Below are 23,033 nucleotides of genomic sequence, written 5' to 3' on the forward strand. Positions count from 1 at the left end.
TCTGTCTAGCCCCTCCGGGGCCGAACGGAATGTCGTGTATCACGCCGTCAGGAGCTCACGGGCGGGCGCCTGCGTCTCGCCCGACGTGCCCTCGATGGCATCGGCGATCGTGGTCTTGAACAGCACCTCGCGCGTGGCATCCGCGACGCGGGCGAACACATGGCGGATTTCACACAGATGCTCACCGTCGCAATCCTCGCACCGGCGATAGGCGGTCTGGCTGAGACAAGGCAACGGCGCGATCGGGCCGTCGACCAGGCGCAGGACCTCGCCGAAGGTGATGCGATCGGCGGGCTTCAAGAGAAGATAGCCGCCCTGCTTGCCGCGCCGGCTGGCAACGATGCCCGAGCGCTTGAGGTCGAGCAGTATCTGTTCGAGGAATTTTTTCGGGATGCTCTGCTGAACCGCGATCTGGGAGATCAGCATAGGCTCGTCCGGATCTGCCTGCGCAAGAGCGGCGAGCGCTCTCAGCGCGTATTTCGCTTTCTGGGATATCATCACGCAACCATTGGACCATCACGCCGCCGCAGGATGGACGCCCCCGGCGACGTGCAACTTCTCGTTTTCCCGTCGCGTCCGGCGGCGCCGAAGAGGCGCGCCAGGGCGAACAACATCATCCTAACGCACAAATCTTTCCGAAATCATGGCGATTGCGGAAATTCGTGCGAGCATCCTCGGGCAGGCTGTAAGGGCTTGCGGGGGGTGCCGGTCCGCCGAAATCGGCGTCTCCAGCGGACATGATCCGGACTTACCGCAAATTGCAGAAAATTACAAACGGATGCGGGCCTCCGGAACCTGAAAATCGAGCATTTTCACGCGAAGCGGCAGCTTTTCTGCCAGGTCGCGGCTTTGGAGAGATATTTGCTCCTCATCTCCATGACATGAAACGGGTTTTTCTGTCTTTCGCGGCGCGGAACCGGATAATCAAGACATCGCTCACGGAACGAGACCCATGACGCTTCACGATGCAGCACGCCAGGACGGACCGGTCCTGGCAACGTCGCTCGACGCCAAACTCGAAAAGCTCGACCTGGCCGGCCGGCTGGCGCTTGCCGCCGAACTCGGCAACGCGGTCTTCACCACCTCGCTCGGTATCGAGGACCAGGTGATCACCGCCGCGATCGGGACGCATCGCCTGCCGATCGAAGTCTCGACGCTGGAAACCGGCCGCCTGTTCAAGGAGACCGTCGACCTGATCGGCGAGACGGAGGAACGCTACGACATCACGATCCGCTGCTTCACGCCCGAACAGGACGATGTGGACGCCTATGTTGCGCAATACGGCATGAACGGCTTCTACGACAGCGTCGAAGCGCGCCATGCCTGCTGTCACGTGCGCAAGCTGAAGCCGCTCGCAAAAGCGCTTTCAGGCGCGGAGGTGTGGATCACCGGACTTCGCCGCGGCCAGTCCGGCAACCGAGCCTCGACGCCGTTTGCCGAGTATGACGCAGAGCGCAACCTCATCAAGATCAATCCGCTCGCGGACTGGGACATCGAGATGATCCGCGCCCATGTGGCGAGCGAGGCGATCCCCGTCAATCCGCTGCACGCGCGCGGCTATCCCTCGATCGGCTGCGAACCCTGTACCCGCGCCATCAAACCCGGCGAGCCGGAACGCGCCGGCCGCTGGTGGTGGGAGAACGACGAGAAGCGCGAGTGCGGCCTGCATGTGCATGAGGCCGAGGCAAGCGCCATTCCGCATGCCGGCTCGATCACCCGATAACCCTTTGTGTTTGTTATAGACTGCCCGGAGACCGAAATGCCCCTGTCGTCAGTACAGGAGACGGAAATCAAGAACCCGCCCGTTTCCAAACCGCCTCTCGATCCGCATCTGAAAGCCCTCGAAAACGAAGCCATCCACATCTTCCGGGAAGTCGCGGCCGAATTCGAACGGCCGGTGATGCTCTATTCCATCGGGAAGGATTCATCGGTGCTCCTGCACCTTGCCCGCAAGGCCTTCTATCCCGGCCGCGTGCCCTTCCCGCTTCTCCACGTGGATACGACGTGGAAGTTCCGCGAGATGATCGAGTTCCGCGACGAGATCGCGCAGAAATACGACCTCGACCTCGTGGCGCACACCAATCCGCGCGGCAAGGCGGAGGGTATCACGCCCTTCACCCATGGATCGGCATTCTATACCGACATCATGAAGACCGAGGCGCTGCGCCAGGCGCTCGACGCCGGGCAATACGACGCGGCCTTCGGCGGCGCGCGGCGCGACGAGGAGGCCTCCCGCGCCAAGGAACGCATCTATTCCTTCCGCACGCCGGACCACAAATGGGACCCGCGCAACCAGCGCCCGGAACTCTGGAACGTCTATAACGGCATGATCCGCAAGGGCGAGAGCGTTCGCGCCTTCCCGCTCTCCAACTGGACCGAGGTCGATATCTGGCGCTATATCCAGGCCGAGGACATCCCGATCGTGCCGCTCTATTTCGCCGCCGAGCGCCCCTATGTGGAGCGCGATGGAATGATGATCCTCGCCGAGGACCCTCGCCTGGAGCTGCAACCGGGCGAGACCATCCAGCACGGCATGATCCGCTTCCGCACGCTCGGCTGCTTCCCGCTGACCGGCGCGATCCGCTCGACCGCTTCCAATCTCGAAGAGGTAATCGCCGAGCTTGAAATCGCCACCGTCTCCGAACGTCAGGGCCGCGCGATCGACCGCGACCAGTCCGGCTCGATGGAGAAGAAGAAACGCGAAGGATATTTCTGAGATGACGGCAACCGCAACCTCCGCATCCGCTGGCACATCCTCTGGCGCCACCATCCTGCCCTTCGCCGAGCCCGTCAAGGCCGGGCGCGACACGCGGCCGCTGCGCCTCATCACCTGCGGCAGCGTGGACGACGGCAAATCCACCCTCATCGGCCGGCTGCTGTGGGATACCAAGGCGGTGAAGGAAGATCAGGCGGCCACGCTGCACAGGGATTCCGGCCAGCAGAACGATCTCGGCCTGCCGGATTTCGCCCTGCTGCTCGACGGCCTGCAGGCCGAGCGCGAACAGGGCATCACCATCGATGTCGCCTATCGCTACTTCTCGACCGACCGGCGCTCCTTCATCGTCGCCGATACGCCCGGCCACGAGCAATATACCCGCAACATGGCCACCGGCGCCTCGACCGCCGATCTGGCCGTGCTGCTCGCCGATGCACGCGCCGGTCTGCTCGAACAAACGCGCCGGCACGCGACGATCGCGGCGCTGATGGGCATCCGCCAGTTCGTGCTGGCGGTCAACAAGATCGACCTCGTGAACTACGACAAGGCGATCTTCGAAAAGATCTCCCACGATTTCCGCGAGTTCGCCCTGTCGCTCGGGGTTCGCCAGATCACCGCGATCCCGATGTCGGCATTGAAGGGCGAGAGCGTCGTCTATTCCGCCGGGGCGACCATGCCCTGGTACGAAGGTCCGACGCTGATCGAGACGCTGGAGCTTGCGACCGTGCGCTCCGCCCAGGCCGGCGGCTTCCGCCTGCCGGTGCAGCGCGTCTCGCGTCCGGGCGAAAGCTTCCGCGGCTATCAGGGAACCGTGGCCGGCGGCTCGGTGAAGCCCGGCGACAGCGTCATGATCCTGCCCTCCGGAACGGTTGCGAACGTCAAGCAGATCGTGACCTTCGATCTGGTGCGCAATGCCGCCGTCGCGGGTGATGCGATCACGCTCGTTCTCGACCGGCAGGTGGATGTTTCGCGCGGCGACGTGATCGTCTCGCTTGACGGCCAGCCGATGACGGGCTTTCATTTCGAGGCGCAGCTCGTTTCGCTGCAGCCCGGCGGCATCGAGCCCGGCAAGCGCTACTGGCTGAAGAGCGGGTCGCGCCGCCAGCGCGTCTCCGTAGAACCCGTCTCGCAGCTGGAACTTTCCACCGGCAAATGGCAGCCGCACGCTTCGACGCTTTCGATGAACGCGATCGGCAAGGTGCGGCTCTCCTTCGAGGAACAGGCGGTCTTCGACACCTATGAGCAGAACCGCGCCACCGGCGCCTTCATCCTGATCGACCCCGACACCAACAATACGGTGGCGGGCGGCATGATCACCGCCAAGCGCGGCGAACTCGGGGGCATCCACCGCGACGGCCAGCGGGTGCTAATGTCGCTGCCGGCGGACCTCGCCGAGCTGATCATGTCAAGCGAGCTCTTCGCCAAGCGCCGTGACGAGACCGAGATCAAGCGCATGACGGCAAGCCAGGCGGCGGAAATCTTTTCCAACGCCGCCAGCGATATCTAGGCCACCACCCTCATCACCATGCCGGACACGGCTCCTCCCCTGGGAGGAGCCGCAAGATTGTTGGTAAACGGCACTAACTTCTCTTTCGTCATGCTCAGGCCTGTCCCGAGCATCTGACCGCGTCCGCTGTATTGAAATTACTTGAGCATCATTGGCGGCTTGGCGAGAGGCGAGCAGATCCTCGGCACAAGGCCGAGGATGACATCGTGTATGCAGAGAGATCGTCAAACAAGCTTGCGCCTCCGCCGGAGCCGCCAATTATATTCACGACTAAGTCAGCGTTATATCCCATGAAATATATCACTGGCTTTTCCTCCCTCCTCGATATATCCAAATGGATATTTCGATAAATCGAGGAGAGGACAATGTTTTTTAGTCGCCGCTTTAGTCTCAGGCTCGCCTTGGCCATCACGGCGGGCTTTCTGACCGCATCGCTCAGCACGCCGACCCAAGCCCAGGAAAAGGTCACCGTCTTTGCCGCCGCCAGCATGAAGAACGCGCTCGACGCCTGCAATGCCGCCTGGACGGCCGAAACCTCCAAGGAAACGGTGGTTTCCTACGCGGCAAGCTCGGCGCTCGCCAAACAGATCGAATCGGGAGCGCCCGCCGACATCTTCATCTCCGCCGACCTCGACTGGATGAAATATCTCGCCGACAAGAATCTCGTGAAAACCGACACGCAAACCAAACTGCTCGGCAACCGCATCGTGCTGGTGGCCCCGCGGGAAGGCGCACAGCCCGTCGAGATCGGCCAGGGCTTCGACCTTTCCGCTCTCCTCGGCGACGGCAAGCTCGCCATGGGCGCGCCGGATTCCGTGCCCGCCGGCAAATACGGCAAGGCCGCGCTCGAAAAACTCGGCGCATGGTCCGCCGTTGAAGGCAAGGTCGCCGGCGCCGAGAGCGTGCGCGCAGCCCTTGCGCTCGTTTCGCGCGGGGAAGTGCCCTACGGCATCGTCTACCAGACGGACGCGGCCGCCGATCCCGGTGTGGCCATCGTCGGCACCTTCCCCGAGAATACGCATCCGCCGATCATCTATCCGATCGCCGTCCTCACGGAATCGAAGGCCCCGGATGCGGCCGCCTATCTCGACTATCTGAAATCGGACAAGGCCGCGCCCTTCTTCGAGAAGGAAGGATTTACGGTGTTGAAGTAGGGTGATGGAGTTCACCCTCCCCTTGAGGGGGAGGGTCGGAGCGGAGCTCCGGGGTGGGGTGACATTATCCGCAGCTCGATGGAATTGTAAGAGTTTCACCCCCACCCGCCGCTTCGCGGCGACCTCCCCCCTCAAGGGGAGGTGAGTACCCCACAACGGCCGCCGCGCCCCGGCGCATCATTCGGAGCTTTCTTTGGACTGGCTGACACTAAGCGAAGAGGAATGGACGGCGATACGGCTGAGCCTCAAGGTTTCCAGCGTCGCGATGATCGCGAGCCTCCCCTTCGGCATTCTCGTCGCCTATCTGCTCGCGCGCGGAAGGTTCTGGGGCAAATCGCTCCTGAACGGCGTGGTGCACCTGCCGCTCATCCTGCCGCCGGTGGTCACCGGTTTCCTGCTGCTCATCCTCTTCGGGCGGCGCGGCGCGATCGGCGCCTTCCTCTATGAGCATTTCGGCATCAGCTTCTCCTTCCGCTGGACGGGGGCCGCACTTGCCTGCGCGGTGATGGCCTTTCCGCTGATGGTGCGCTCGATCCGCCTTTCCATCGAGGCGGTGGACCGCAAGCTGGAAGAGGCGGCCGGCACGCTCGGGGCAGGCCCCGTCTTCGTCTTCCTCACCGTCACCCTGCCGCTCGTCCTGCCCGGCATCATCGCCGGCATGATCCTCTCCTTCGCCAAGGCCATGGGCGAATTCGGCGCGACGATCACCTTCGTCTCCAATATTCCGGGCGAAACGCAGACGCTTTCCTCGGCGATCTATACCTTCACCCAGGTGCCGGGCGGCGATGCCGGCGCCATGCGGCTGACGATCGTGGCGATCGTCATTTCCTTCGCAGCGCTTCTCGCCTCGGAATTCCTCGCCCATATCATCGGCCGCAGGGTGCATCTCGAATGACGCTGACGGTGGAGGCAAAACAGCGGCTCGGCGAATTCACGCTCGATGCGGGCTTCACCTCGGAGCGCGGCGTCACCGCACTTTTCGGGCGTTCCGGCTCCGGCAAGACCTCGCTCGTCAGGATCATCGCCGGGCTTTCACGGCCGGACGAGGGGCGCGTCCTGCTCGATGGCGACATATTGGCGGATACGCAAGCGCGGATTTTCGTGCCCAAGCACCGCCGGCGGTTCGGCTATGTCTTCCAGGAGGCCCGGCTCTTTCCGCACCTGAGCGTGCGGCAGAACCTCAATTACGGGCGCTGGTTCGCGCCGAAAAACACCCATGCGGAAAGCTTCGGCCATGTCGTCGATCTGCTCGGCATCGGCTCCCTGCTCGACCGGCGGCCGGGAAAGCTTTCCGGCGGCGAGAAGCAGCGCGTCGCGATCGGCCGGGCGCTGCTTTCCTCCCCTCGCCTGCTTTTGATGGACGAGCCGCTCGCGGCACTCGACGACGAGCGCAAGGCGGAAATCCTGCCCTATCTCGAACGGCTGCGCGACGAGATGAACATCCCGATCGTCTATGTCAGCCATTCCGTGCCGGAGGTGGCGCGGCTCGCCGATCGGGTGGTGATGTTGGAGGACGGCAGGGTGAAGGCGATCGGCACGCCTACGCAGGTGCTTTCCGGTCCCTCGCTTTCGGCGGCCGACCGGCGCGAGGCCGGAAGCGTGCTTTCCGGAATCGTGGAGCGGGTGGACGAGCGCTATCGGCTGGCGACGATCCGGCTTTCGCAAGCTGCCCTCGTGGTGCCGGACGCGCATGTGGCAGCGGGAAGCCGGGTGCGGCTCCACATTCCCGAGCGCGACGTGATGATCGCCACCGCGCGGCCGGAGGGTCTGAGTGCCCTCAACATCCTCGAAGGGCGGATCGCCACGATGGAGCCGGACGGCGAAGGCACGATCCGGCTTGGCGTGGATTGCGGTGGCGATATCGTACTCTCGCGCATCACCGCGCTTTCCGGGGAAAAGCTCGGGCTTCTGCCCGGCATCCCGGTCTTCGCCGTCATCAAGACCGTCGCGCTCGAGCGCTGAACCTTTCTCCCGATGACCGACCGTCATCCTGAGCGGAACTCGACCGTTGGACTTGCCGGCTAAGCCCTGCTATCGAAATATTTTCGGATCGGGTCGAAGTCGAGGGCAGCATGCAGCTATTGCTGATTACCGGACCGGCCGGAGTCGGCAAATCCACGCTCAGCTGGGAAATGAGCGCGCAACTTGCTGCGGCCGAAGTTGCTCATGCCGTTATAGAAACGGATGAACTCGACAGGGTGTTTCCGCGCCCCAGCGCAGAAGAGCTCGAAGAAATCCGGCCAGGCACGATCGACGTCAGCAGCATCAACCTCGCGGCGATCTGGTCAACATACCGGCCCCTGGGGCACACCCGCCTGATCATGTCCGGCGTCATGATGCATCTGGATTTCGACAGGCGGTGGATACTTGCCGCCATTCCCGAGGCGCAGATTACCGTGGTGCGCATGCTGGCTACCGAGCCCACGCTGCTGGCGCGTCTTGCGCAGCGCGAGATCGGGTCCGGCGCGGAGGAGCAGGCGCAGCGCTCGCTTCGGCAGGCGAGACGCATGGCGAACGAGGATGGCGAAGGCGCGATCATTCTGCCCACGGACGGCAAGGCGCCCGCGGAACTTGCCGGGATCATTCTTCAGAAAACAGGCTGGCTGAATATCGGCCAGGAACGGGATTAGACGCCGCAGCACCCGGCAGATGGACGGGCGACCAGCAAACGGGGTAAGTTCGCCCGGCCTCACCGCCTCTGTCGGAAGTCTTCCCATGCCGCAGCGTAGCGCAGGATTGCTGATCCACCGGCTGAAAGGCGGGGAGCGCCAGGTGTTCCTCGTGCATCCGGGCGGCCCTTTCTGGGCGCGCAAGGACGAAGGCGCGTGGTCCATCCCCAAGGGGCTTATCGACGAGGGAGAAGACGAGCTGACCGCCGCAAGGCGTGAGGTGATGGAAGAGGTCGGCGCTACAATCGAGGGCACATTCGAATGGCTCGGCGAATACCGCCAGCCGGGCGGCAAGCGGGTGCTCGCCTGGGCCGTCGAGGCCGATATCGACATCGACCCCGAAACGATCGCCAGCAACATGTTCACGATGGAATGGCCGCCGCGATCGGGGCAGTTCAGAGAATTTCCCGAGGTGGACCGGGCCGGCTGGTTTTCTCTTTCGGAGGCGCAGGCCAAGATATTGAAAGGCCAGAAGCCAATGCTTGCGGACCTTGCGGAGCACCTTGGCCAAACCTGACCGGGCACATCTGCACCCGGTCAGGAACCGCAATCAATCCAGATAGCGGTCGTTATGGGTTTTGTTACGGATGTAGCGGGATGCCCGGTCCTGCATGCGCTCGATCTTCTGGCGCTCGCGTGGGGAAATGTAGCCGTCGCGGGCCGCATGACGCTGATAGCGATCGATCTCATCCTGTTGGCGGCGGAGGCCTCGAAGCTCCTGGGGCGTCAGTTCGCCACGCGCCATCCCACGATAGACACGATATTCCTGACGGTTCTCGCGCGCTTCGCTGCGATATGTCTGGGCAAGGGTCGGAACAGCCGACACCATGACAAGAGCGAGCGCGCTGATCAAAATTTTCTTCATGACGAACTCCTTTCGGTGCGATTCTCCCGATCGCGAACGGGCGCATGCTAGGTCGGCAACGATGAACGCCGGCTGAAGGTTTCATTCAGAAAATGGAGGGGAACTGCGGACTCGCGCCCGAGTTATTGCGTAAAGGAGAAACAGAAGTAGCCCTACGGCTGAGAGATGTCGCCAACGGATACATTCCCGCATTCTCAGGGGCTCTTCCACCGAAGTATCAAGATGATCAAGACCAAGCACATAATAGCAGCAGGCCAGAAGTCCGTAGCTTGGTCCCAATTCCAATTCCACATCAGATAGCCGTCAAGATGGGGAGGTTTCATTTTGACGCTGACCTCAAAATCGCGTTTCTCTCGACCGTGGAAGTGCCCGATGGCAAAGGCGAGACCAACAATTATCGAAAATCGCCAAGTGAAAAGCACGCGAACGAGAACGGCCACAACTGACGCCATTACCAGAGCCTCGACCATATGACCGGCCCAGTCCCAGTGACTCTGGATGTAGCTCCAATCAATCTGCATCACGACTATCCAGGCTTCTGATCGGAGGGGTCGCGGATTATCCGCTGGTTACGCTTGGAGGAAGTCAAGCTTCCCAAGGATAAAGCAGCCGCCCAATAAGCCGATACTCGGGCTCTTCCAACTCGCGAAAGAACCCAGCCGGGTTGCTCCGAAATTGTGCTGAATGCCGATCATTCCCCACCTTCGCAATGACCCTTGCAACCACGGGCGTTAGCAGATGGCGCCATCCAAGAAGACCATATGCACCAAACGGCCTCCATCGAATACGGGAAGCATCCGTTGATCGAGAGATGGTATCTTTGCGCGCCGATGCTCGCTCCAAGGTCTGCTCAAATGAGCTGGCCCTGCCGTCGATCTGGAAATAGCTTGGGTAAAGTATGTAGGCAGCTGCAAAGACTTCTTCCAACCTCAGCGCTCGCCCTCTTCTCGGCAGGGGCTGCCGATCATCCGTGAGACCCCACCCAGCATAAAATGGACCGCCAAGAACTGTTACGGTCTTCCCGCGCATGAGCGCCTCAAATCCGGCCAAGGACGTTATCGTGTAAACGTGGTCGGCGTTGTCGAGTGCATCCGGAAGCGAGACCTGTCGCGTGAGGACCGTGCAAAGGTGCGAGACTTCGGCTGGGTCGGACACCTGTCGCCGCATCCGATTTAACACATCAGGATGTGGCTTATAGAAAATCGACGCATCTGGATTCTCGGCAGCTGCAAGCCGAACCAAGTCGTTGTTGGTGATCGGCCTATCACAACCGAAGCGTATGGATGCGTCCTCCTCGTCGCGAAGCTCTTGAGGACGACGTGATCTATCGAAAAGCCGAAGGGCAACGCGTCGGACGCCTATGAGGATTCTGGCGCGGCTGCTAAGGTTCCTGCGCTATTGGAAAGCCGCCGGCACAAGAACGGACAAGGCGGGTAAGGACGTGACGCTACATTATGTTGCGCACTCGGGATGAAAACCCTTGTAGGCCAAGGCTTCTAGCTGGTCGGAGTGGCAAGATTCGAACTTGCGACCCCCACGTCCCGAACGGTGATGGCTTCGCGAAAACCCACCTTTTCCGGGACGGACGGGATCGTCTGATCCTCGTCTGTTCCGGTTCTGTCCGCTCAAACGGTCCGCAATCGGTCCGTATAGGCCCGATGTTCTGCATCCGCCTGATACCCGGAGTCAAGCGAATGGACATGTCATTCCGGCCGGTAGCACCCGCCCATTACCTGCATCACGCACCAGCCTATCGGACGTTTTCTGAGGGCGCCGAAAGCTATATCGAGCATGGCGGCGAAGCGAAATCCCTCCCGCCGATCCTCGCCGAGATCGGTGCAAAATCGCTCGGAGAAATCTTCCCCTTCGATGTGAAGGCGCTCGCGAACTCGCTTTACCCAGAGCACCAGAACTCCACGCGAAATCGCTGCGTCATCACGCCGGTACGAGCCGTTTTCAGCCATTCTTATGACCGCGGATGGGGTCCGCTCATCCGCCTACGGAACTTTCGTCAGGACGCCCCGAAAAGGAAGAAGGCCGCCTCTCAGGCTTGGGTCCATGCCTTCGTGCGGCAGTGTGCCAAGGATGATCTGCCGCACGTTGCCGCTCTGGTGATGTTTATGAGCCAGACAGGCGCGCGCGTGTCGGAGGCGATTGCCCTAGAGTGGAAGGAGGTGGATCTGCTCGGCAGGACTGCGCTGATCCTAAAGACCAAGACCGGCCGGAATTCCACCCGGTTTCTAACCGATCAGCTTCTCGCGCGCCTGCACCAGCTGCGCGAGACCGCCGCGCTAGGTGATCGAGTTTTCCGCTATACGAACCGTCACTCGGTCAATGAACGTATCCTTGCAGTCTGCCGGCGAGCCAGCATCACCTACAAGCCATCGCACACCTGCGGCCGGCACGCCTTCGCGAACAACGCCCTTTCACTCGGCCTTGACGTCAAGACCACAATGGACGCAGGCGGATGGAGAAGTGTTGCCGTTTTCCTCGGGACTTACGCGAACCCGCGAAACGCCGGCAGGATGGTCGCGGAAAGGCTAAACCTCTATCAATATGATAACGAGCTATGATTCTATCTATTTCCTCTAACAGAACATTCATTCGGGGGGCGGTAATGGCGGACATATTAGGTCATATCTGGAATCTATTGTCGTCCAATACGCGCGTTTTTCTCATCGTCCTTCTCTCCTGCCTCATCTTTCTTGTTCTTTTTCCTGAGGAAGCAACGGGGAACGTCCTCCTGACTGTACGAGCCGCAACAGCGGTGGCGGGCGCCGGTATCCTGGTAAGCGTGCTTGATTGTCTTTGGAAAAGATTCTGCGCTTGGCTTGAATGGCGCGGAGAACGAGAGGAAGGCCTAAAGAGAGCGCTTGAAGAGGAGCAAATAGCGCTAAGCAGCATCAGTCATTTACTTCCTGAAGAGCGCGAGTTCTTGCGGACAGCTCTCACTAGAGCAGATAAGGCAGGGCTCTTCCGAAGGTGGACAGGAGCTTATACCAGCGACAATATCTTGGATACTGGAGTGCCCCCCGTTTTACCGGACATGTCGGCTAGTTTGATTTAGCCCTGATGAACTGCCGTGGGGAAGCCATCTTGAGCGCGGAGTGGGGATGGATCTCGTTGTAGTCCTCGATCCATCCGTCGATGAGCCGTAGCGCTGTTTCGGCGTCCGGTAGAGCCGATATGCGGATGTAATCCCGCTTTAGGGTTTTGACGAACGCCTCGGACATACCATTCGACTGAGGGCTCGCGACAGGAGTGAAGCAGGGTGTCAGATTGAGCGCCTGGGCAAACAGCCTCGTGTCCCTCGCGGTGTAAGCCGAGCCATTGTCCGAGAGATGCTCGATTGCGTGCGGGGCTCGGGTGGCTACGAACCGCTTCTCGACAGCCTCCAGCATCATGTCGCGCACGTCGGAGCCGGAGATGCCTGCATTCGCGACCGCAGTCCAGGCAATGATCTCGCGGTCGAAGGCATCGATGATGAAGGCGAGACGAATGACCTCGCCATTCCAGCAGGTGAACTCCAGCCCGTCGGAGCACCAGCGCAGGTTCGAGCGCATGACCATCACCTTGCCGTCGTGGAGGCGGCCCTTGCGAACGGCCGTGTGCTTCTCCAGCAGCATGGCGTGGTTGCCCATGATGCGATGAACCCGCTTGGCGTTAACGACAGGCATATCGGCGGCTCGCCTCTCGCGATTGAGGAGCGCGGCGATCCGCCGATAGCCATAGGTTGGCCTTTGATCCACCAGCCTTCGAATGGTGGGCAGAAGCTCTGCATCCTCGGCCTTGTGATAGGCCCCGCGCGGCTTCGATCTGCCTTTCAGGCGCTCGACGAGGTTGGAACGGGAGACGCCCAGCGTGTCGGCGACGGTCTTCATCGGGAACCGTCCTTCGGCAACAAGATCGGCCGCGATATCCGTTTTTTTGAGTCCGCTTTGGAGAGAGCTTCCCGGAGGATTTCGACCTCCATCGTCTTGCGGCCGAGCATGCGCTCCAGCTCGCGAACGCGATCCTCCAGCTTCTTCACTTCCGAATTGCCGACAACCGGCTCGTCAGAACCCACGGCTGCAGCACCTCCCTCGCTTAAGAGCCTGCGCCACCGGTAAAGCAGATTGGGCGCAACGCCATGGCGGCGAGCAGCCGAAGACACCGTCTCGCCCGGTTCGAAACTCTGCTCAATGATTGTCAGCTTCTGCTCGGTTGTCCACCGCCTGCGGCGAACATCACCCGTCAGCAATTCGACGTGTCGATACTCGTTAGACATAAGCCTATCCTCAAGCCTGTGCTTGAGCCTTTCTGCTTATGCCGACTGTCCGGTCGAAATGGGGGGCAGTTCAGATACGCTCAGAGAATGCAAGATGATCGCCCCCTCCAACCCCAGTCAGATGCACCATTCAACGAGCGCCATTGATTTTTGGAAATTCTCACCTGCAGTGTTTGCGAGGCGCGATGATCTGGAGAAAGAGTTAAAGAACCAACCTTCACGGCGATGAGCAGCAGCTTGGCAAGCTGGCCTTGATGCCAACGCCGGCCGACGCTCTCCCTTTCCGCCGCTGCAGGTCGCCCTATCATTCTGGGCATGAGCGACATCCCTTCCCCGACACTCCCGATGGGAGACGAGAACCGGCACCTGTTCTGCCAGATGGCGGTCGAGCTACCGCTGCAGGATCTCATCGAGGATGCGGTGAAGGCTGGATGGGAGGAGACGGAGGTCATCACCGCCATCATTGAGGTCGCCGACAACCTCATGCTCGCCGCCGGCTCGAACGCAGAGCTGGAGGCGCTGCTGCATGCGCTGAAACGGAAGCTTGATTAGGGAGCGCGGCGATGGACCCAGGCCGGTGGGATACGCCCGTCACATTCGAAGAGGACGATCGCGGCGGGTTTCGCACTATCACCAGCGCGGAGGAAGCCGCTCGGGCTCTGCTGAAGCGCTGGCCCGTTGATGATGGGGAGGAATTTTGGGAGGCGCAGCGCGTGTGCCTTGCCGTAATGCAAGGGGAGCGGCCGGCAGAGGATGCCCGGACCGCATTCCTCAAAGCCGCCGCGGAAGCCGGCGTCTTCATCCGCGATCAATAGTCCATCAGCGTTCTCTTAATAACATTCATCATTGACTCGTCGTATCAGATGAGAACATAATCAGAACATCGGAGCCGCAATGCGGCGGCGCTCCCTATGAAAAGTTACAAAAGAAGAACGCGCGAAAAGCGCGAAGGAGAAGTCGTGTCCGAAGCCGAGAGGCCTAGAAAATTGGTTTCGCTGAGAGACGTGCCGGAGGAGATAATCGAGATCGCCTGCACGCAATGCGACTTTCGGCAGGAACTGCCGAAGGCCGACCTTCTCAAGACCTGCTCGCCTGATGTGCTGCTTGAAGTCCTCGTCGTGAACGCAACAAAGGACTGCAAGCATCGACGCGCCTATGGAGACCAGCCGCCGTGCGGCGCCTATACCGACCAGGTCCGCAGTGCCGAGGCGGCTATTCTGGAGAGAAGGGAGAGCGAGCGAAGGGAAAGAGAGGAAGCTGCCCGCCGACGTGCAGAAGAGGAAGAGCGCCGGGCAGAGCGTGTGAGGAACGCCGCAATTCGGGTTGGCGACAACAATGGCTGGATGGGCTGGCAGAAAATCCCAACAGGGTCGAAGCCTCGATACCGCTGGCAACATAGCTGGGCGGAAGAAGAGCCGGAGGATTTCATCGGCCTCGACGGCACTCAGCCGATAGGCAGGGTCTTCCAGCTTGAGACGGTATCCACCAGCAAGGATATCTGGTTCTGGATACTGTACGGCGTCGAAGGGCATCGACGGAAGCGCCCAGGGAAAGGCAGCGGTTGGGAGGGTTCGCGGCTAGACGCCATGTGCCGCGTCGAGCAGCTCTATGAAGAAATGAACAGCAAACGATATGCCTAGCGTCGAATACAAGGGCTTTGCCCATCCCGCACGGGAAGCCCAGATACCCAGGCTGACCGACGCGCATATGCTGGGCCAGTATGTGAAGATCACCTGCCGCTGGTGCAAGATCACGAGGACGTACCGCCCGTTGGACATTCTGAAGCTCGTGGGCGATGTTCATGTCTTGAAGCTCCAGCACCGGTTCCGATGCGAGAAGTGCAAACGCAAGGACTACATGGAGGTGGAGTTCAAGAGCGTGATGGGTAGCGAGATCGTCGGCATGCAGATCCGCGAGCTCGTGGAAATCAGGATGGTGAAAAAGCCGATCTGGCGCGACAGGAAGCTTTAAGGGGAGAAGAGCGGAATGTGCAATCTCTACAACGTCTCGACCAACCAGGAAGCCATCCGGAGGCTAACCAAGTCCTTCGACCGCCTGGGCAACCTGCAGCCGTCCTTGGACGTCTATCCGGATCAGATGGCGCCGATCGTCAGGAACAATGGCGGGGAACGCGAGGCGGCATGGGTGAGATGGGGAATGCCAAGCTCGCAAAAGGCGCTCATGGACGCGGCGAGCAAAAGGGCCGACAAGATGCGGGCCAAGGGCAAGGACGTGGATTTCAACGAGCTGTTGAAGATGGAGCCCGACCGCGGAACCACGAACATCCGGCGCGTAGATAGCAAGCACTGGCGCCGGTGGCTCGGAGAGGCAAACCGCTGCGTCGTTCCGTTCACCCGCTTTGCCGAACCCGATCCAGCCAGTGCCGGCGGTGGCCGCATTCCGAACGCATGGTTTGCCGGCGACGAGAGCGAGCCCCTGATGTTCTTCGCCGGGATATGGGTGAAGGATTGGGAATGCGTCCGCAAGGTCAAGGAAGGGCTGATCACGTGCGATCTGTTCGGCTTCCTGACGACCGATCCGAATGGTGTCGTCGGTCCTATTCACCAGAAGGCAATGCCGGTCATCCTGCGGAACGAGGATGAAATCGAGACCTGGCTGTCAGCGCCCTGGGAAGAGGCGGGAAAGCTGCAAAGGCCCCTGCCCGATGATGAACTGGTGCTGTTGCCGAAACGCGAGGAAGAGGCGCCGGAGCCGCAAGGCTTGCTGCTGTAGCCGTCCACAAGGAGAAGCGCGATGCAGATCGACATCGAGACTGCGGAACGACAAACCAGAGAAACAAAAATCCGCTATCGTCGCCTCATGGAACGGCTCTCGACCATAAAGCGGCCGGACCGCGAAGTCGATGTAGAGATGGCGGCGTTGATCGGCCGCAAGAAGGTGGAGCAGCGCGAGGATGGCGAATGGTACGCGGACGGGAAAGTCATTCCCCGCTACACGGCCTTTCGCGAGGCCGCTCTTGCCTTGTGGTGGGAATGCTTTCCCGCCGATTGGGATGAGCCGCCGGAAGAAGCCGACGCCATAGAAATCTGTTGGTGGAACGCCCAGGAAACCGAATACTAAACGCAGGAGACCAGCAGCTTGGCCGACGAAGGACGCACGAGCCAACCGGAATCATCGATCCACGTAAACCACTATTGCTGCATTGAAGGATGTGGGCAGTTCGGAGAGTTCGGTTTTGCACGGACCAGGGCAGAACCGGTCACATGGTGGTGCTACGAGCACTATCCGCAGTGGGATGAGATCAAGAGAAACGCTCGGGCTACCGGATCGAGGTAGGCGGAGGCCGATCACCTTCGATCCTCTGCAGGATTTCCCGCACCACCCGGATATCGGAGCCGAGGGTGTTGAGCGTGCTTTCCAGCGATCGCATCGATACGGCAGCCTCGCTCGCCTGCTTCTCGACGCCTGCAATCCGGATTTCCTGAGTGTCGAGGGTGCGAAGAGCGACCTCCGCCGCGGTGAGCCTCTTGTCGAGCCGCTCGATCGCCGCAGAATTCGCCCGCATCTCGGATTGCACCTGGTTCCAGGTGGCGCCCCAGGCGAAGAAAATCCCAATGAAGCCAATCAGGCTCACCAGAGTGTTCAGGTTCCATTCGAACTTCCAGGTGGGAGTTGGTACCGTGACCATGTCCATATCCTTGCTCGTCAATTCCCCGGCCCTCGTCTGATGCATGTTTAGGTATGGAGTTCATGTGCTCCCGGACTGTGGTAAAGTAGCCCGAGAGAGGGAATGGTGCCGATATGCGATGCGAGCGATGCAAAGACATCGGATGGGTATGCGAAGCTCATCCGAACAAGCCTTGGGCAGGCCCGAAGGCATGCCACTGTGGAGCGGCCGGCATGCCCTGCCCAAGCTGCAATCCGGTGAACGATGAAGAGCAGGAGCCCGATTTCGTAGGGGTGATGAAATCAGTGGTCGTTGTGCACGGAAAAACGGTCCACTGACGGACGCGTCACTTCCTGCATCCGGCATCGCGCCGGCACTGATCATTGTTGGAAGCAATCGCCGGGCCGGCCGTGGCATCCTGCGATGCGAGCCGCGCCGCCTGAGCGTCGGAAAAGCGCACGATCTGGTAGCCGGAGCCGTCAGTCGCACTCCCGCTCTGGCAAGCCGCTGTCACGCATGAAGACAAGACAACGATCGCGATCCGAAAGCTTGCGAAAATTCGCATTGTTCTTCTCCAGGTCCTCGATGCGATTGAGGGCGTTCTTTGCCGCTTCGATCTTGGCGGCCTCGGTCGCTTCCTGCCGCCCGTAGAAATAGGCAGGCGCGGCCATGAGGGCGGCGCCGACGAAACCGCCGACGCCGAGCTTCATCCAGTCGAAGAGGGACATCACGCCCTCACCTTCCGATAGATGCCGTAGAGGGTCAGCCCCACGATCACGGCGGCGATGGCGATGCGCGTCCAGTCGCCGCTCGAAAGCTCCTGCTGCTGACCATTGACGACATCCACAATCTCGGGGATGACAGGACCGATCGTTGCGCCGGCGCCTGCCGCGCCAGTGCCGCCGACCACAGCGACATCCGTCGCGGGAGCCTTCGTCTTCGCCTCGACGGTATTGCTCGAGACGAACTCGCCCTTGGCCCAGAGACCGGCTTCCGCGGCACGGCGATTGACGAGCCCCTTCACCTTCTTCCCGCCGGCATGAACCCACTTCATCAGCTCGACTGGAACGGCGTCATAGTCGCCCTTGTTGAGCTTCTTGAGCAGCGTGGACTTGTCGAGCTTGCCGGTGTTGAAATCGAAGGAGACGAGCACCGCAAACTGATTGTCGGTCAGCGGCACCTTCACGAAGCGCTCGACGCGCTCCTCAAATTTCCGGAGATCGCGGCTTAGGATTTCCTCGGCTTCCGCCTCCGTGATCTTCATGCCTTCCCTGACCACCGGAGCGCCGGCGGCGGAGGTATGGCCGTAGCCGATCGTCAGAATGCCGGCCACGTCTCGATAGGCGCGGGTCTTGAGGCCTTCCCACTGCTTGACGTGCGAAAGCCCCGCCGCGTTGATGCGTCGTGTCATGATGTTTTTCTCCGATGTTGAAGGGAACCGTTTCAGGGGAGCGATGTTTGGACGCCATCGCACCACACTTCACTCCTATGGTGCGCCGCTGCGAGCCCCCGCCCCCGAAGCATTAAGGTCGCAGCACAGAGGCCTGGTGGAGTGGAACCCGCCAGGCCTCTTTCATGTTCAGCTACGTCAAATGACCAATTTGTCTGGCACCCTTGTTGGCACTAGAATTTGGTTGCCGCGGCAATCCCACACCTGCTCGCGGTGGAGAGAGGTCCGCGCGTTCCCAATCAGCCTCGCGCGGGCCTCTCACCCGAGAGCAAGTCGGGAACAGAACCTGTGCCGAAATGTTCGGGCAAGTCGCGGCTAAGCTGCCATTGACCTCCACTGCGACCGCAGGCCGGCAGGAGTCCATACTTGCCGGTCCTGTGCTTGCCTTGATCGAGCATCTTCAAACGACCACATAAGGGTTGCGGCAAGGCGCTTACTTCAGCAGCCAGCCGCTGGCCGGTGCACAGTCTTGGGGTGCGCCGGCCGGAAGCCCTGCTGTGAAGGGTGAACCAAGCGCCGCCTCGATCCCGAAGCAGATGTATATCTTGATTTTTTCACACCCCAGTGGTTGGGTATCAGCTGTTCCGAGGACAGACAAATGAGCCACCCGCCAGCCGTTGAGAGAATGCTTGAAGACCTTCGCAGACGAGGCGGAGAACTATTCGTTTTCGATTTAGACGAATGCGAATACCCCGATGAGGCCGTTCGCTATGCGAAAAAGCACCGCCTCATTAAGGTGGACACCGCCGGAAGCTGGACCGACTACGGATGGACCTACACCTTGCGCGATCCAGACAGGAAGACGCTCTTCGAGGAGCTTAGAGACCGGCTGTATACCGCTATTTATAACTGGTTGGATAGACCGAAGCAGAAGTAGTGAGATGCACTGGACATCGCGCATCAGATGCGCCCGCCGCTTGCATGATGCTTGAATTCCCCTCGGCACCTCCGTATGCACCCCTGACGCATTGCAGGGGAAATTTATGCAAAGGGATTCGGCGCTCGATAATCTTCGGGCCGTGGCAATCATCTCGGTGCTGATCATCCACAGTATCGACACGGCAAATAATCTATCCCATATCGGACGAGAAACAGTCGACTGGCCTATATATCAAACCCTACGCGCGATCGGGCGACTTGGGGTTCCCCTCTTCCTGATGGTTTCAGGCGCCCTTATCTTGAATCGATTGGATAGGGTTTCGGACTTCTATCGCAAGCGCCTGTTGCAGTTTGTAGCGCTCATTTTCATCCTGCCGTTCGCATATGACTTCTTCAACGTCTATATCCTCGGTCACAGCCCCGCTGCTAACCTAACGCAGATATTGCGCGGTCGCTCCGGGTACGCCTATCAGCTCTGGTATCTTTACGTCGCGTTCGGCCTGTACATCATCGCCCCGTTACTCCAGGCGATAACCAGAACCAGCCGCAGGGATCTACTTGTGGTCTTGGCCGCAGTGCCAATTGTCTGGAATTTCATTCCGAGCACACTGGCCGTCTTCGGCATCACCACGCATCTCCCCTATTTGGGGCTGGAGTTTACCGGGATCTACTTCTTCTACTTCGTGTACGGCTACATCGCCTACCGAATGAATTTCCTCCAGAATGTACCCGGTATCGCAATCGGGGCAGCACTCGTGGCGTGCTTATCACTTTGGGTGATCTCGCAACTTCAATGGCTGGAGAATCCCGTAGTGAGTGGCGACGGCTTCATGTGGTATGACAATATCTTCTGCCTTATTTCGTCAGCCACGACATTCGAGTTGGTGCGCCGGATCAGGATGAGAAGCAGTGCCGCAGAAGAAGTTAGCCAAGCCAGCTTTGCGATATATCTCTGGCATCTGTTCCCATTTTACTTCCTATCCAGCTTCTCGGCTGACCTCCTCGGCACTCCATGGTGGATCTTAGCCGTTCTGATGCTCGTCTCCGGTGCGGCCTTTGGTTACGCGCTATACCGCGCGCTGCGAAAACTTCCGTACCTCAACCGCCTGGTGACCTAGACGGTACCTCGTCCGAAGCGCAAATGGATCAAGATGTACGATCGCTTTGCAAGCCCACTCACAAGTAGTGGGCTTGCGCTGCGACGTACTTTGCTCCCGACACGATGCCAAAGGCTTGCACCGTCCCATCCACGTTGAAAACGAGAGTTCCCGACGCATTCGATGCTGTTGAGCATGGTACGCGCACCCTACTCTCCGGCCGAAGATGTATGGGGAGCTGCATAATCACGACGCCATCGGCAATCACACCGGCATCGCCGCTGGTCGTCAGAAGACTGAAGCTAAGGTGTTTGACACCTTGTTCATCAATCCACCAATTAGCAGAATCCCCCCCGTAATATGTCCAAGTGTTCCGGAACCAGGAGCTGCTAAGAGACACCGTGGGAGATGTTGCCTTAGTCGGCTTGCTGTTGGTCAGGACCGCCAGCGCCTTCCGCGCTAGAGCATTGGCGAGATACTTCCGACCAAGTGCGGACAAGTGGATGTTATCGTATACGAGCGGGTCGACTCGGCTCCCTGCCGCGTTCCAGTCTATGTAACGCGCGAGAATAGGGGGCATTGCGCGAAGCGTATCGACCACCCCAACGGCCTGCTTATGAATTGATCGGCTGTCCGCCACCACGCGAAGGATAAGGTCTCGATAAGGAGCTCCGCGCTCAGTGTTCCCTAACTCGAATCCACCGCCGCCATGCGCAGCTGCCTCCGTTTCATCGTACATGACAGGAGGCGTCGCGAGGACAAGAGGAATCGACGCATTTCGAAACAAATCGACAATTGAATTTATCGTCGACTTAAACGCGCCGATCTCCGTCTGCCCTCTTATGTCGTTCGTCCCGACCATGCCAACAGCCAGAGTGTAGCCTGACAAGTTCAAAGCCTGCAGGTCTTCCAATTGCTGAGCGGCGCTGTCGCCACTAACCGCCACATTACTGAGTTGCTCGATCTGGACGCCATTTGAGCCTTGCAGCAGCTCCGTGAGATAGATCGGCCAGCCAGGTATATTCGGGTCCGTGATGCTGTCCCCGAAGGTAAGCACTCTGAGCGGCTTCGGGACCGAGGGGTTGAAAAACTCAGTCTTTGTCGGGTAGCAAACAAATGCACTCCCCGTCAGCCCGCCGCCTCGATAGAAGCCCCACCCTACGTAGAGGATTGCCTCACCATTGAGGCCGGGAGTGGAGAAATCACTCACAGGAGAGGCTTTGACACCATTAAGCGTCAACTCGAAGTGGTAGGGACTGATCACATCGATGCCAAGCTGGCAATAGCGGAACTGATATCCGAGTTGGTCAGGCGCGATCGCGCCTATATTCGCTTCTTGGGCTGTTCCGGCCAAATGATCCAGGAACGCGATCTTGAAAGTGTTAGCGGTACTTCCATCGAACCAGAAGGCAACAGTTCTCGTTTCCGTCCGCACAAAGCAGGCCGGGACGAGCGAACCCGTACCGAGATGACGCAGACTGGCGGAATATGAATACCCTGCCTCTGCCTTCGTGTGGACGCCCACGAAGCCTGCGGCCGTCATCGTCTCCAGGTTAAAGACGGCTAGGTCGGCAGAACGCGAAATGCCGGTCGATGGAGCGTTATTCCATGCAGTAACGGCAGGCCATCCGGTCATCTGCAGAAGCGTCTGAGTGACATCTACCGCCTTTGGCTCGCTGAAATCCAGATCCCCAGGAGTGAGGTAGGACTTCCGCATCTCAGACTGAGGCTGAGGATAGATCTCAAAACCGTTCGGCCAAACAGGATTATCCGTCCGCTTAAGCAGCAACTTCCCATTGAGTACCTTGTTCGTTACATACGGTTGAATTGCGGCTCCTCGAAAGGTAACCCCCTCCTCCACTTCCATCGGTCCATCAAAGGCGCCTCTCCACTCGTACTCGAAAACGCCGGTTAAAGTCTTCCTTACGTGCAGGACGGCGCCCGGCTTTGCCTGGATATAGGATTGCGCGGCCCCCCATGCTGCATCGTTGAACGTAGCGCCATCATCCACAGCTCCGAATGCGCGGAAGTCTGGCGCACTTTCCGCCATTTCCCACCACGTGCCATCCGCATCTTGAAATTTCGCTTCATGCAAAGGCTCGACATTTCCGGGCTGCGCAACCGGCTCATATCGAGTCGGCGCCAATGCGTCGGTCGGCGCCGGTCGATTAATAATAATCGCGCGGAGGCCAGTCAGCACATATGTGGCCGCCGTGTCGCGGCTGTCAAAAATAGGGACATTACCCTGACTAATGATATCGGATGCAAACCCGGCCGCTAGATCGGCGGCGACCTCGGCTCGATCGCGCGCTGCAAGGGTCTCATCCCGAGCGATGAAGATCAGCGAGGCGATCGCCTCGTCGGAGAATAGCTGGAACACGGCGCCCATCTTCGCCCCCAGCAGATATCCAGGCGTGAGGCCTCCGGAGATGATATCCTGACCGCTACGCGTCTTGATTGTCAGGGGAGCTTGCCCGTTGAAACTGACTGTGACGGGAGCGCCTGTGTTCGTGTCTAGAATATTCAGCACAACCAGAACTGCTTCAGTAACAGGAAGCGCGGTCGTGGCCTGGATTGCATTTGGGGTTCCGGCACCAGAGTTGACGGCCCTCAACCAATATGGCGGCAGATCTTCCGGATCGATACCAACAGATCCGAGAGCAACCAGTGTGCGCTCGACCTCTGTCATCCAAACCTGAAACTCCTGCGGCGAGATCGCGCGCGGATTGCCGTTTTCATCCACCGGCGCAGCAATCAGCTGTCCGAGCTTCGTGAACATGACCATGCGGTTCATTCCTTGG

At 59.9% G+C, this 23,033-nt stretch carries 26 protein-coding genes; 17 read left to right on the forward strand and 9 right to left on the reverse strand.

Annotated features, from left to right (window positions below; all coding sequences use genetic code 11):
• Positions 1 to 39: 39 nt before the first annotated feature.
• Positions 40 to 498: an Rrf2 family transcriptional regulator gene (locus YH62_RS19080; RefSeq protein ID WP_046795842.1), complete on the reverse strand. Its 459-nt coding sequence runs from the start codon at positions 496 to 498 to the stop codon at positions 40 to 42.
• A 454-nt stretch (positions 499 to 952) separates the two neighbouring features.
• Here YH62_RS19080 and YH62_RS19085 point away from each other — a divergent pair, with 454 nt between their 5' ends.
• The 8 genes from YH62_RS19085 (at position 953) to YH62_RS19120 (ending at position 8,563) form a co-directional block, all read left to right on the forward strand.
• The gene (locus tag YH62_RS19085) at positions 953 to 1,723 is read left to right on the forward strand and encodes a phosphoadenylyl-sulfate reductase (protein ID WP_046795843.1); all 771 of its coding nucleotides are present in this window, start codon (positions 953 to 955) and stop codon (positions 1,721 to 1,723) included.
• Between the two features lie 36 nt (positions 1,724 to 1,759).
• Complete coding sequence (gene cysD / locus YH62_RS19090) at positions 1,760 to 2,716, forward strand: sulfate adenylyltransferase subunit CysD (protein WP_046795844.1); 957 nt, start codon at positions 1,760 to 1,762, stop codon at positions 2,714 to 2,716.
• Between the two features lies 1 nt (position 2,717).
• Positions 2,718 to 4,223 carry a sulfate adenylyltransferase subunit CysN gene (gene cysN / locus YH62_RS19095; RefSeq protein ID WP_046795845.1) on the forward strand — a complete coding sequence of 502 codons (1,506 nt, stop codon included), beginning with the start codon at positions 2,718 to 2,720 and terminating at the stop codon, positions 4,221 to 4,223.
• Between the two features lie 365 nt (positions 4,224 to 4,588).
• Positions 4,589 to 5,377 (forward strand): molybdate ABC transporter substrate-binding protein, encoded by a 789-nt coding sequence (gene modA, locus YH62_RS19100; protein WP_046795846.1) that lies wholly within the window; start codon positions 4,589 to 4,591, stop codon positions 5,375 to 5,377.
• Between the two features lie 193 nt (positions 5,378 to 5,570).
• Positions 5,571 to 6,272, forward strand: a complete 702-nt coding sequence (modB, locus tag YH62_RS19105; protein ID WP_046795847.1) for a molybdate ABC transporter permease subunit — start codon at positions 5,571 to 5,573, stop codon at positions 6,270 to 6,272.
• A complete protein-coding gene (gene modC, locus YH62_RS19110) occupies positions 6,269 to 7,339 on the forward strand; it encodes a molybdenum ABC transporter ATP-binding protein (RefSeq protein ID WP_046795848.1) in 1,071 nt (356 codons plus the stop codon). Before modB ends, modC begins: the two co-directional genes overlap by 4 nt.
• Positions 7,340 to 7,449: 110 nt before the next feature.
• Complete coding sequence (locus YH62_RS19115; protein ID WP_046795849.1) at positions 7,450 to 8,007, forward strand: AAA family ATPase; 558 nt, start codon at positions 7,450 to 7,452, stop codon at positions 8,005 to 8,007.
• Between the two features lie 85 nt (positions 8,008 to 8,092).
• Positions 8,093 to 8,563, forward strand: coding sequence for an NUDIX domain-containing protein (locus YH62_RS19120; RefSeq protein WP_046795850.1), 471 nt, complete (start codon positions 8,093 to 8,095; stop codon positions 8,561 to 8,563).
• A gap of 33 nt (positions 8,564 to 8,596) precedes the next feature.
• Here YH62_RS19120 and YH62_RS19125 read toward each other — a convergent pair whose 3' ends face one another.
• The 3 genes from YH62_RS19125 to YH62_RS29575 form a co-directional block, all read right to left on the reverse strand.
• A complete protein-coding gene (locus tag YH62_RS19125) occupies positions 8,597 to 8,911 on the reverse strand; it encodes a hypothetical protein (RefSeq protein ID WP_052760460.1) in 315 nt (104 codons plus the stop codon).
• A 194-nt stretch (positions 8,912 to 9,105) separates the two neighbouring features.
• Entirely contained in the window at positions 9,106 to 9,432 is a 327-nt protein-coding gene (locus tag YH62_RS19130; RefSeq protein WP_046795851.1) for a hypothetical protein, read from the reverse strand.
• A gap of 64 nt (positions 9,433 to 9,496) precedes the next feature.
• Entirely contained in the window at positions 9,497 to 10,279 is a 783-nt protein-coding gene (locus YH62_RS29575; protein WP_170986354.1) for a capsular polysaccharide biosynthesis protein, read from the reverse strand.
• A 326-nt stretch (positions 10,280 to 10,605) separates the two neighbouring features.
• Between YH62_RS29575 and YH62_RS19135 the strand changes: the two genes are divergently transcribed.
• Entirely contained in the window at positions 10,606 to 11,484 is an 879-nt protein-coding gene (locus tag YH62_RS19135) for a tyrosine-type recombinase/integrase (protein ID WP_046795852.1), read from the forward strand.
• A gap of 480 nt (positions 11,485 to 11,964) precedes the next feature.
• Here the strand turns inward: YH62_RS19135 and YH62_RS19145 are convergent.
• Positions 11,965 to 13,178 (reverse strand): IS3 family transposase gene (locus tag YH62_RS19145; RefSeq protein WP_137326828.1). Its coding sequence is split into 2 segments (ribosomal slippage): positions 11,965 to 12,842 and positions 12,842 to 13,178, totalling 1,215 coding nucleotides; the frame shifts between segments, so codons are not numbered across the junction.
• Between the two features lie 315 nt (positions 13,179 to 13,493).
• On the opposite strand from YH62_RS19145, the gene YH62_RS30230 reads away from it, so the two are divergent.
• The 6 genes from YH62_RS30230 (at position 13,494) to YH62_RS19180 (ending at position 16,259) form a co-directional block, all read left to right on the forward strand.
• Positions 13,494 to 13,730 carry a hypothetical protein gene (locus tag YH62_RS30230; protein ID WP_046795856.1) on the forward strand — a complete coding sequence of 79 codons (237 nt, stop codon included), beginning with the start codon at positions 13,494 to 13,496 and terminating at the stop codon, positions 13,728 to 13,730.
• An 11-nt stretch (positions 13,731 to 13,741) separates the two neighbouring features.
• A complete protein-coding gene (locus YH62_RS19160) occupies positions 13,742 to 13,993 on the forward strand; it encodes a DUF982 domain-containing protein (RefSeq protein WP_046795857.1) in 252 nt (83 codons plus the stop codon).
• Positions 13,994 to 14,137: 144 nt separating this feature from the next.
• Positions 14,138 to 14,818: a hypothetical protein gene (locus YH62_RS19165; protein ID WP_046795858.1), complete on the forward strand. Its 681-nt coding sequence runs from the start codon at positions 14,138 to 14,140 to the stop codon at positions 14,816 to 14,818.
• On the forward strand, positions 14,811 to 15,149 hold the full coding sequence (locus YH62_RS19170) for a hypothetical protein (protein WP_052760461.1): 339 nt from the start codon (positions 14,811 to 14,813) through the stop codon (positions 15,147 to 15,149). The genes YH62_RS19165 and YH62_RS19170 overlap by 8 nt, the downstream gene beginning before the upstream one ends.
• A 15-nt stretch (positions 15,150 to 15,164) precedes the next feature.
• On the forward strand, positions 15,165 to 15,911 hold the full coding sequence (locus tag YH62_RS19175; RefSeq protein WP_046795859.1) for an SOS response-associated peptidase: 747 nt from the start codon (positions 15,165 to 15,167) through the stop codon (positions 15,909 to 15,911).
• 21 nt (positions 15,912 to 15,932) lie between these two features.
• Positions 15,933 to 16,259: a hypothetical protein gene (locus tag YH62_RS19180; RefSeq protein ID WP_046795860.1), complete on the forward strand. Its 327-nt coding sequence runs from the start codon at positions 15,933 to 15,935 to the stop codon at positions 16,257 to 16,259.
• A gap of 199 nt (positions 16,260 to 16,458) precedes the next feature.
• Here the strand turns inward: YH62_RS19180 and YH62_RS19185 are convergent, their stop codons facing one another.
• From YH62_RS19185 to YH62_RS19195, 3 genes are all read right to left on the reverse strand, one after another.
• Entirely contained in the window at positions 16,459 to 16,827 is a 369-nt protein-coding gene (locus YH62_RS19185) for a hypothetical protein (protein WP_137326919.1), read from the reverse strand.
• Positions 16,828 to 17,285: 458 nt separating this feature from the next.
• Positions 17,286 to 17,534: a hypothetical protein gene (locus YH62_RS19190; protein WP_046795861.1), complete on the reverse strand. Its 249-nt coding sequence runs from the start codon at positions 17,532 to 17,534 to the stop codon at positions 17,286 to 17,288.
• Positions 17,534 to 18,217: a lysozyme gene (locus tag YH62_RS19195; RefSeq protein ID WP_052760462.1), complete on the reverse strand. Its 684-nt coding sequence runs from the start codon at positions 18,215 to 18,217 to the stop codon at positions 17,534 to 17,536. Before YH62_RS19195 ends, YH62_RS19190 begins: the two co-directional genes overlap by 1 nt.
• Positions 18,218 to 18,854: 637 nt before the next feature.
• On the opposite strand from YH62_RS19195, the gene YH62_RS19200 reads away from it, so the two are divergent.
• A complete protein-coding gene (locus YH62_RS19200; protein ID WP_046795862.1) occupies positions 18,855 to 19,133 on the forward strand; it encodes a hypothetical protein in 279 nt (92 codons plus the stop codon).
• A 106-nt stretch (positions 19,134 to 19,239) separates the two neighbouring features.
• Entirely contained in the window at positions 19,240 to 20,253 is a 1,014-nt protein-coding gene (locus YH62_RS19205) for an acyltransferase family protein (protein ID WP_046795863.1), read from the forward strand.
• A 58-nt stretch (positions 20,254 to 20,311) separates the two neighbouring features.
• Here YH62_RS19205 and YH62_RS19210 read toward each other — a convergent pair whose 3' ends face one another.
• Entirely contained in the window at positions 20,312 to 23,017 is a 2,706-nt protein-coding gene (locus tag YH62_RS19210; RefSeq protein ID WP_046795864.1) for a GDSL-type esterase/lipase family protein, read from the reverse strand.
• Positions 23,018 to 23,033 lie beyond the last annotated feature (16 nt).

Origin of the sequence: Rhizobium sp. LC145 (genome assembly GCF_001005825.1) — a bacterium.
GTDB lineage: Bacteria > Pseudomonadota > Alphaproteobacteria > Rhizobiales > Rhizobiaceae > Neorhizobium.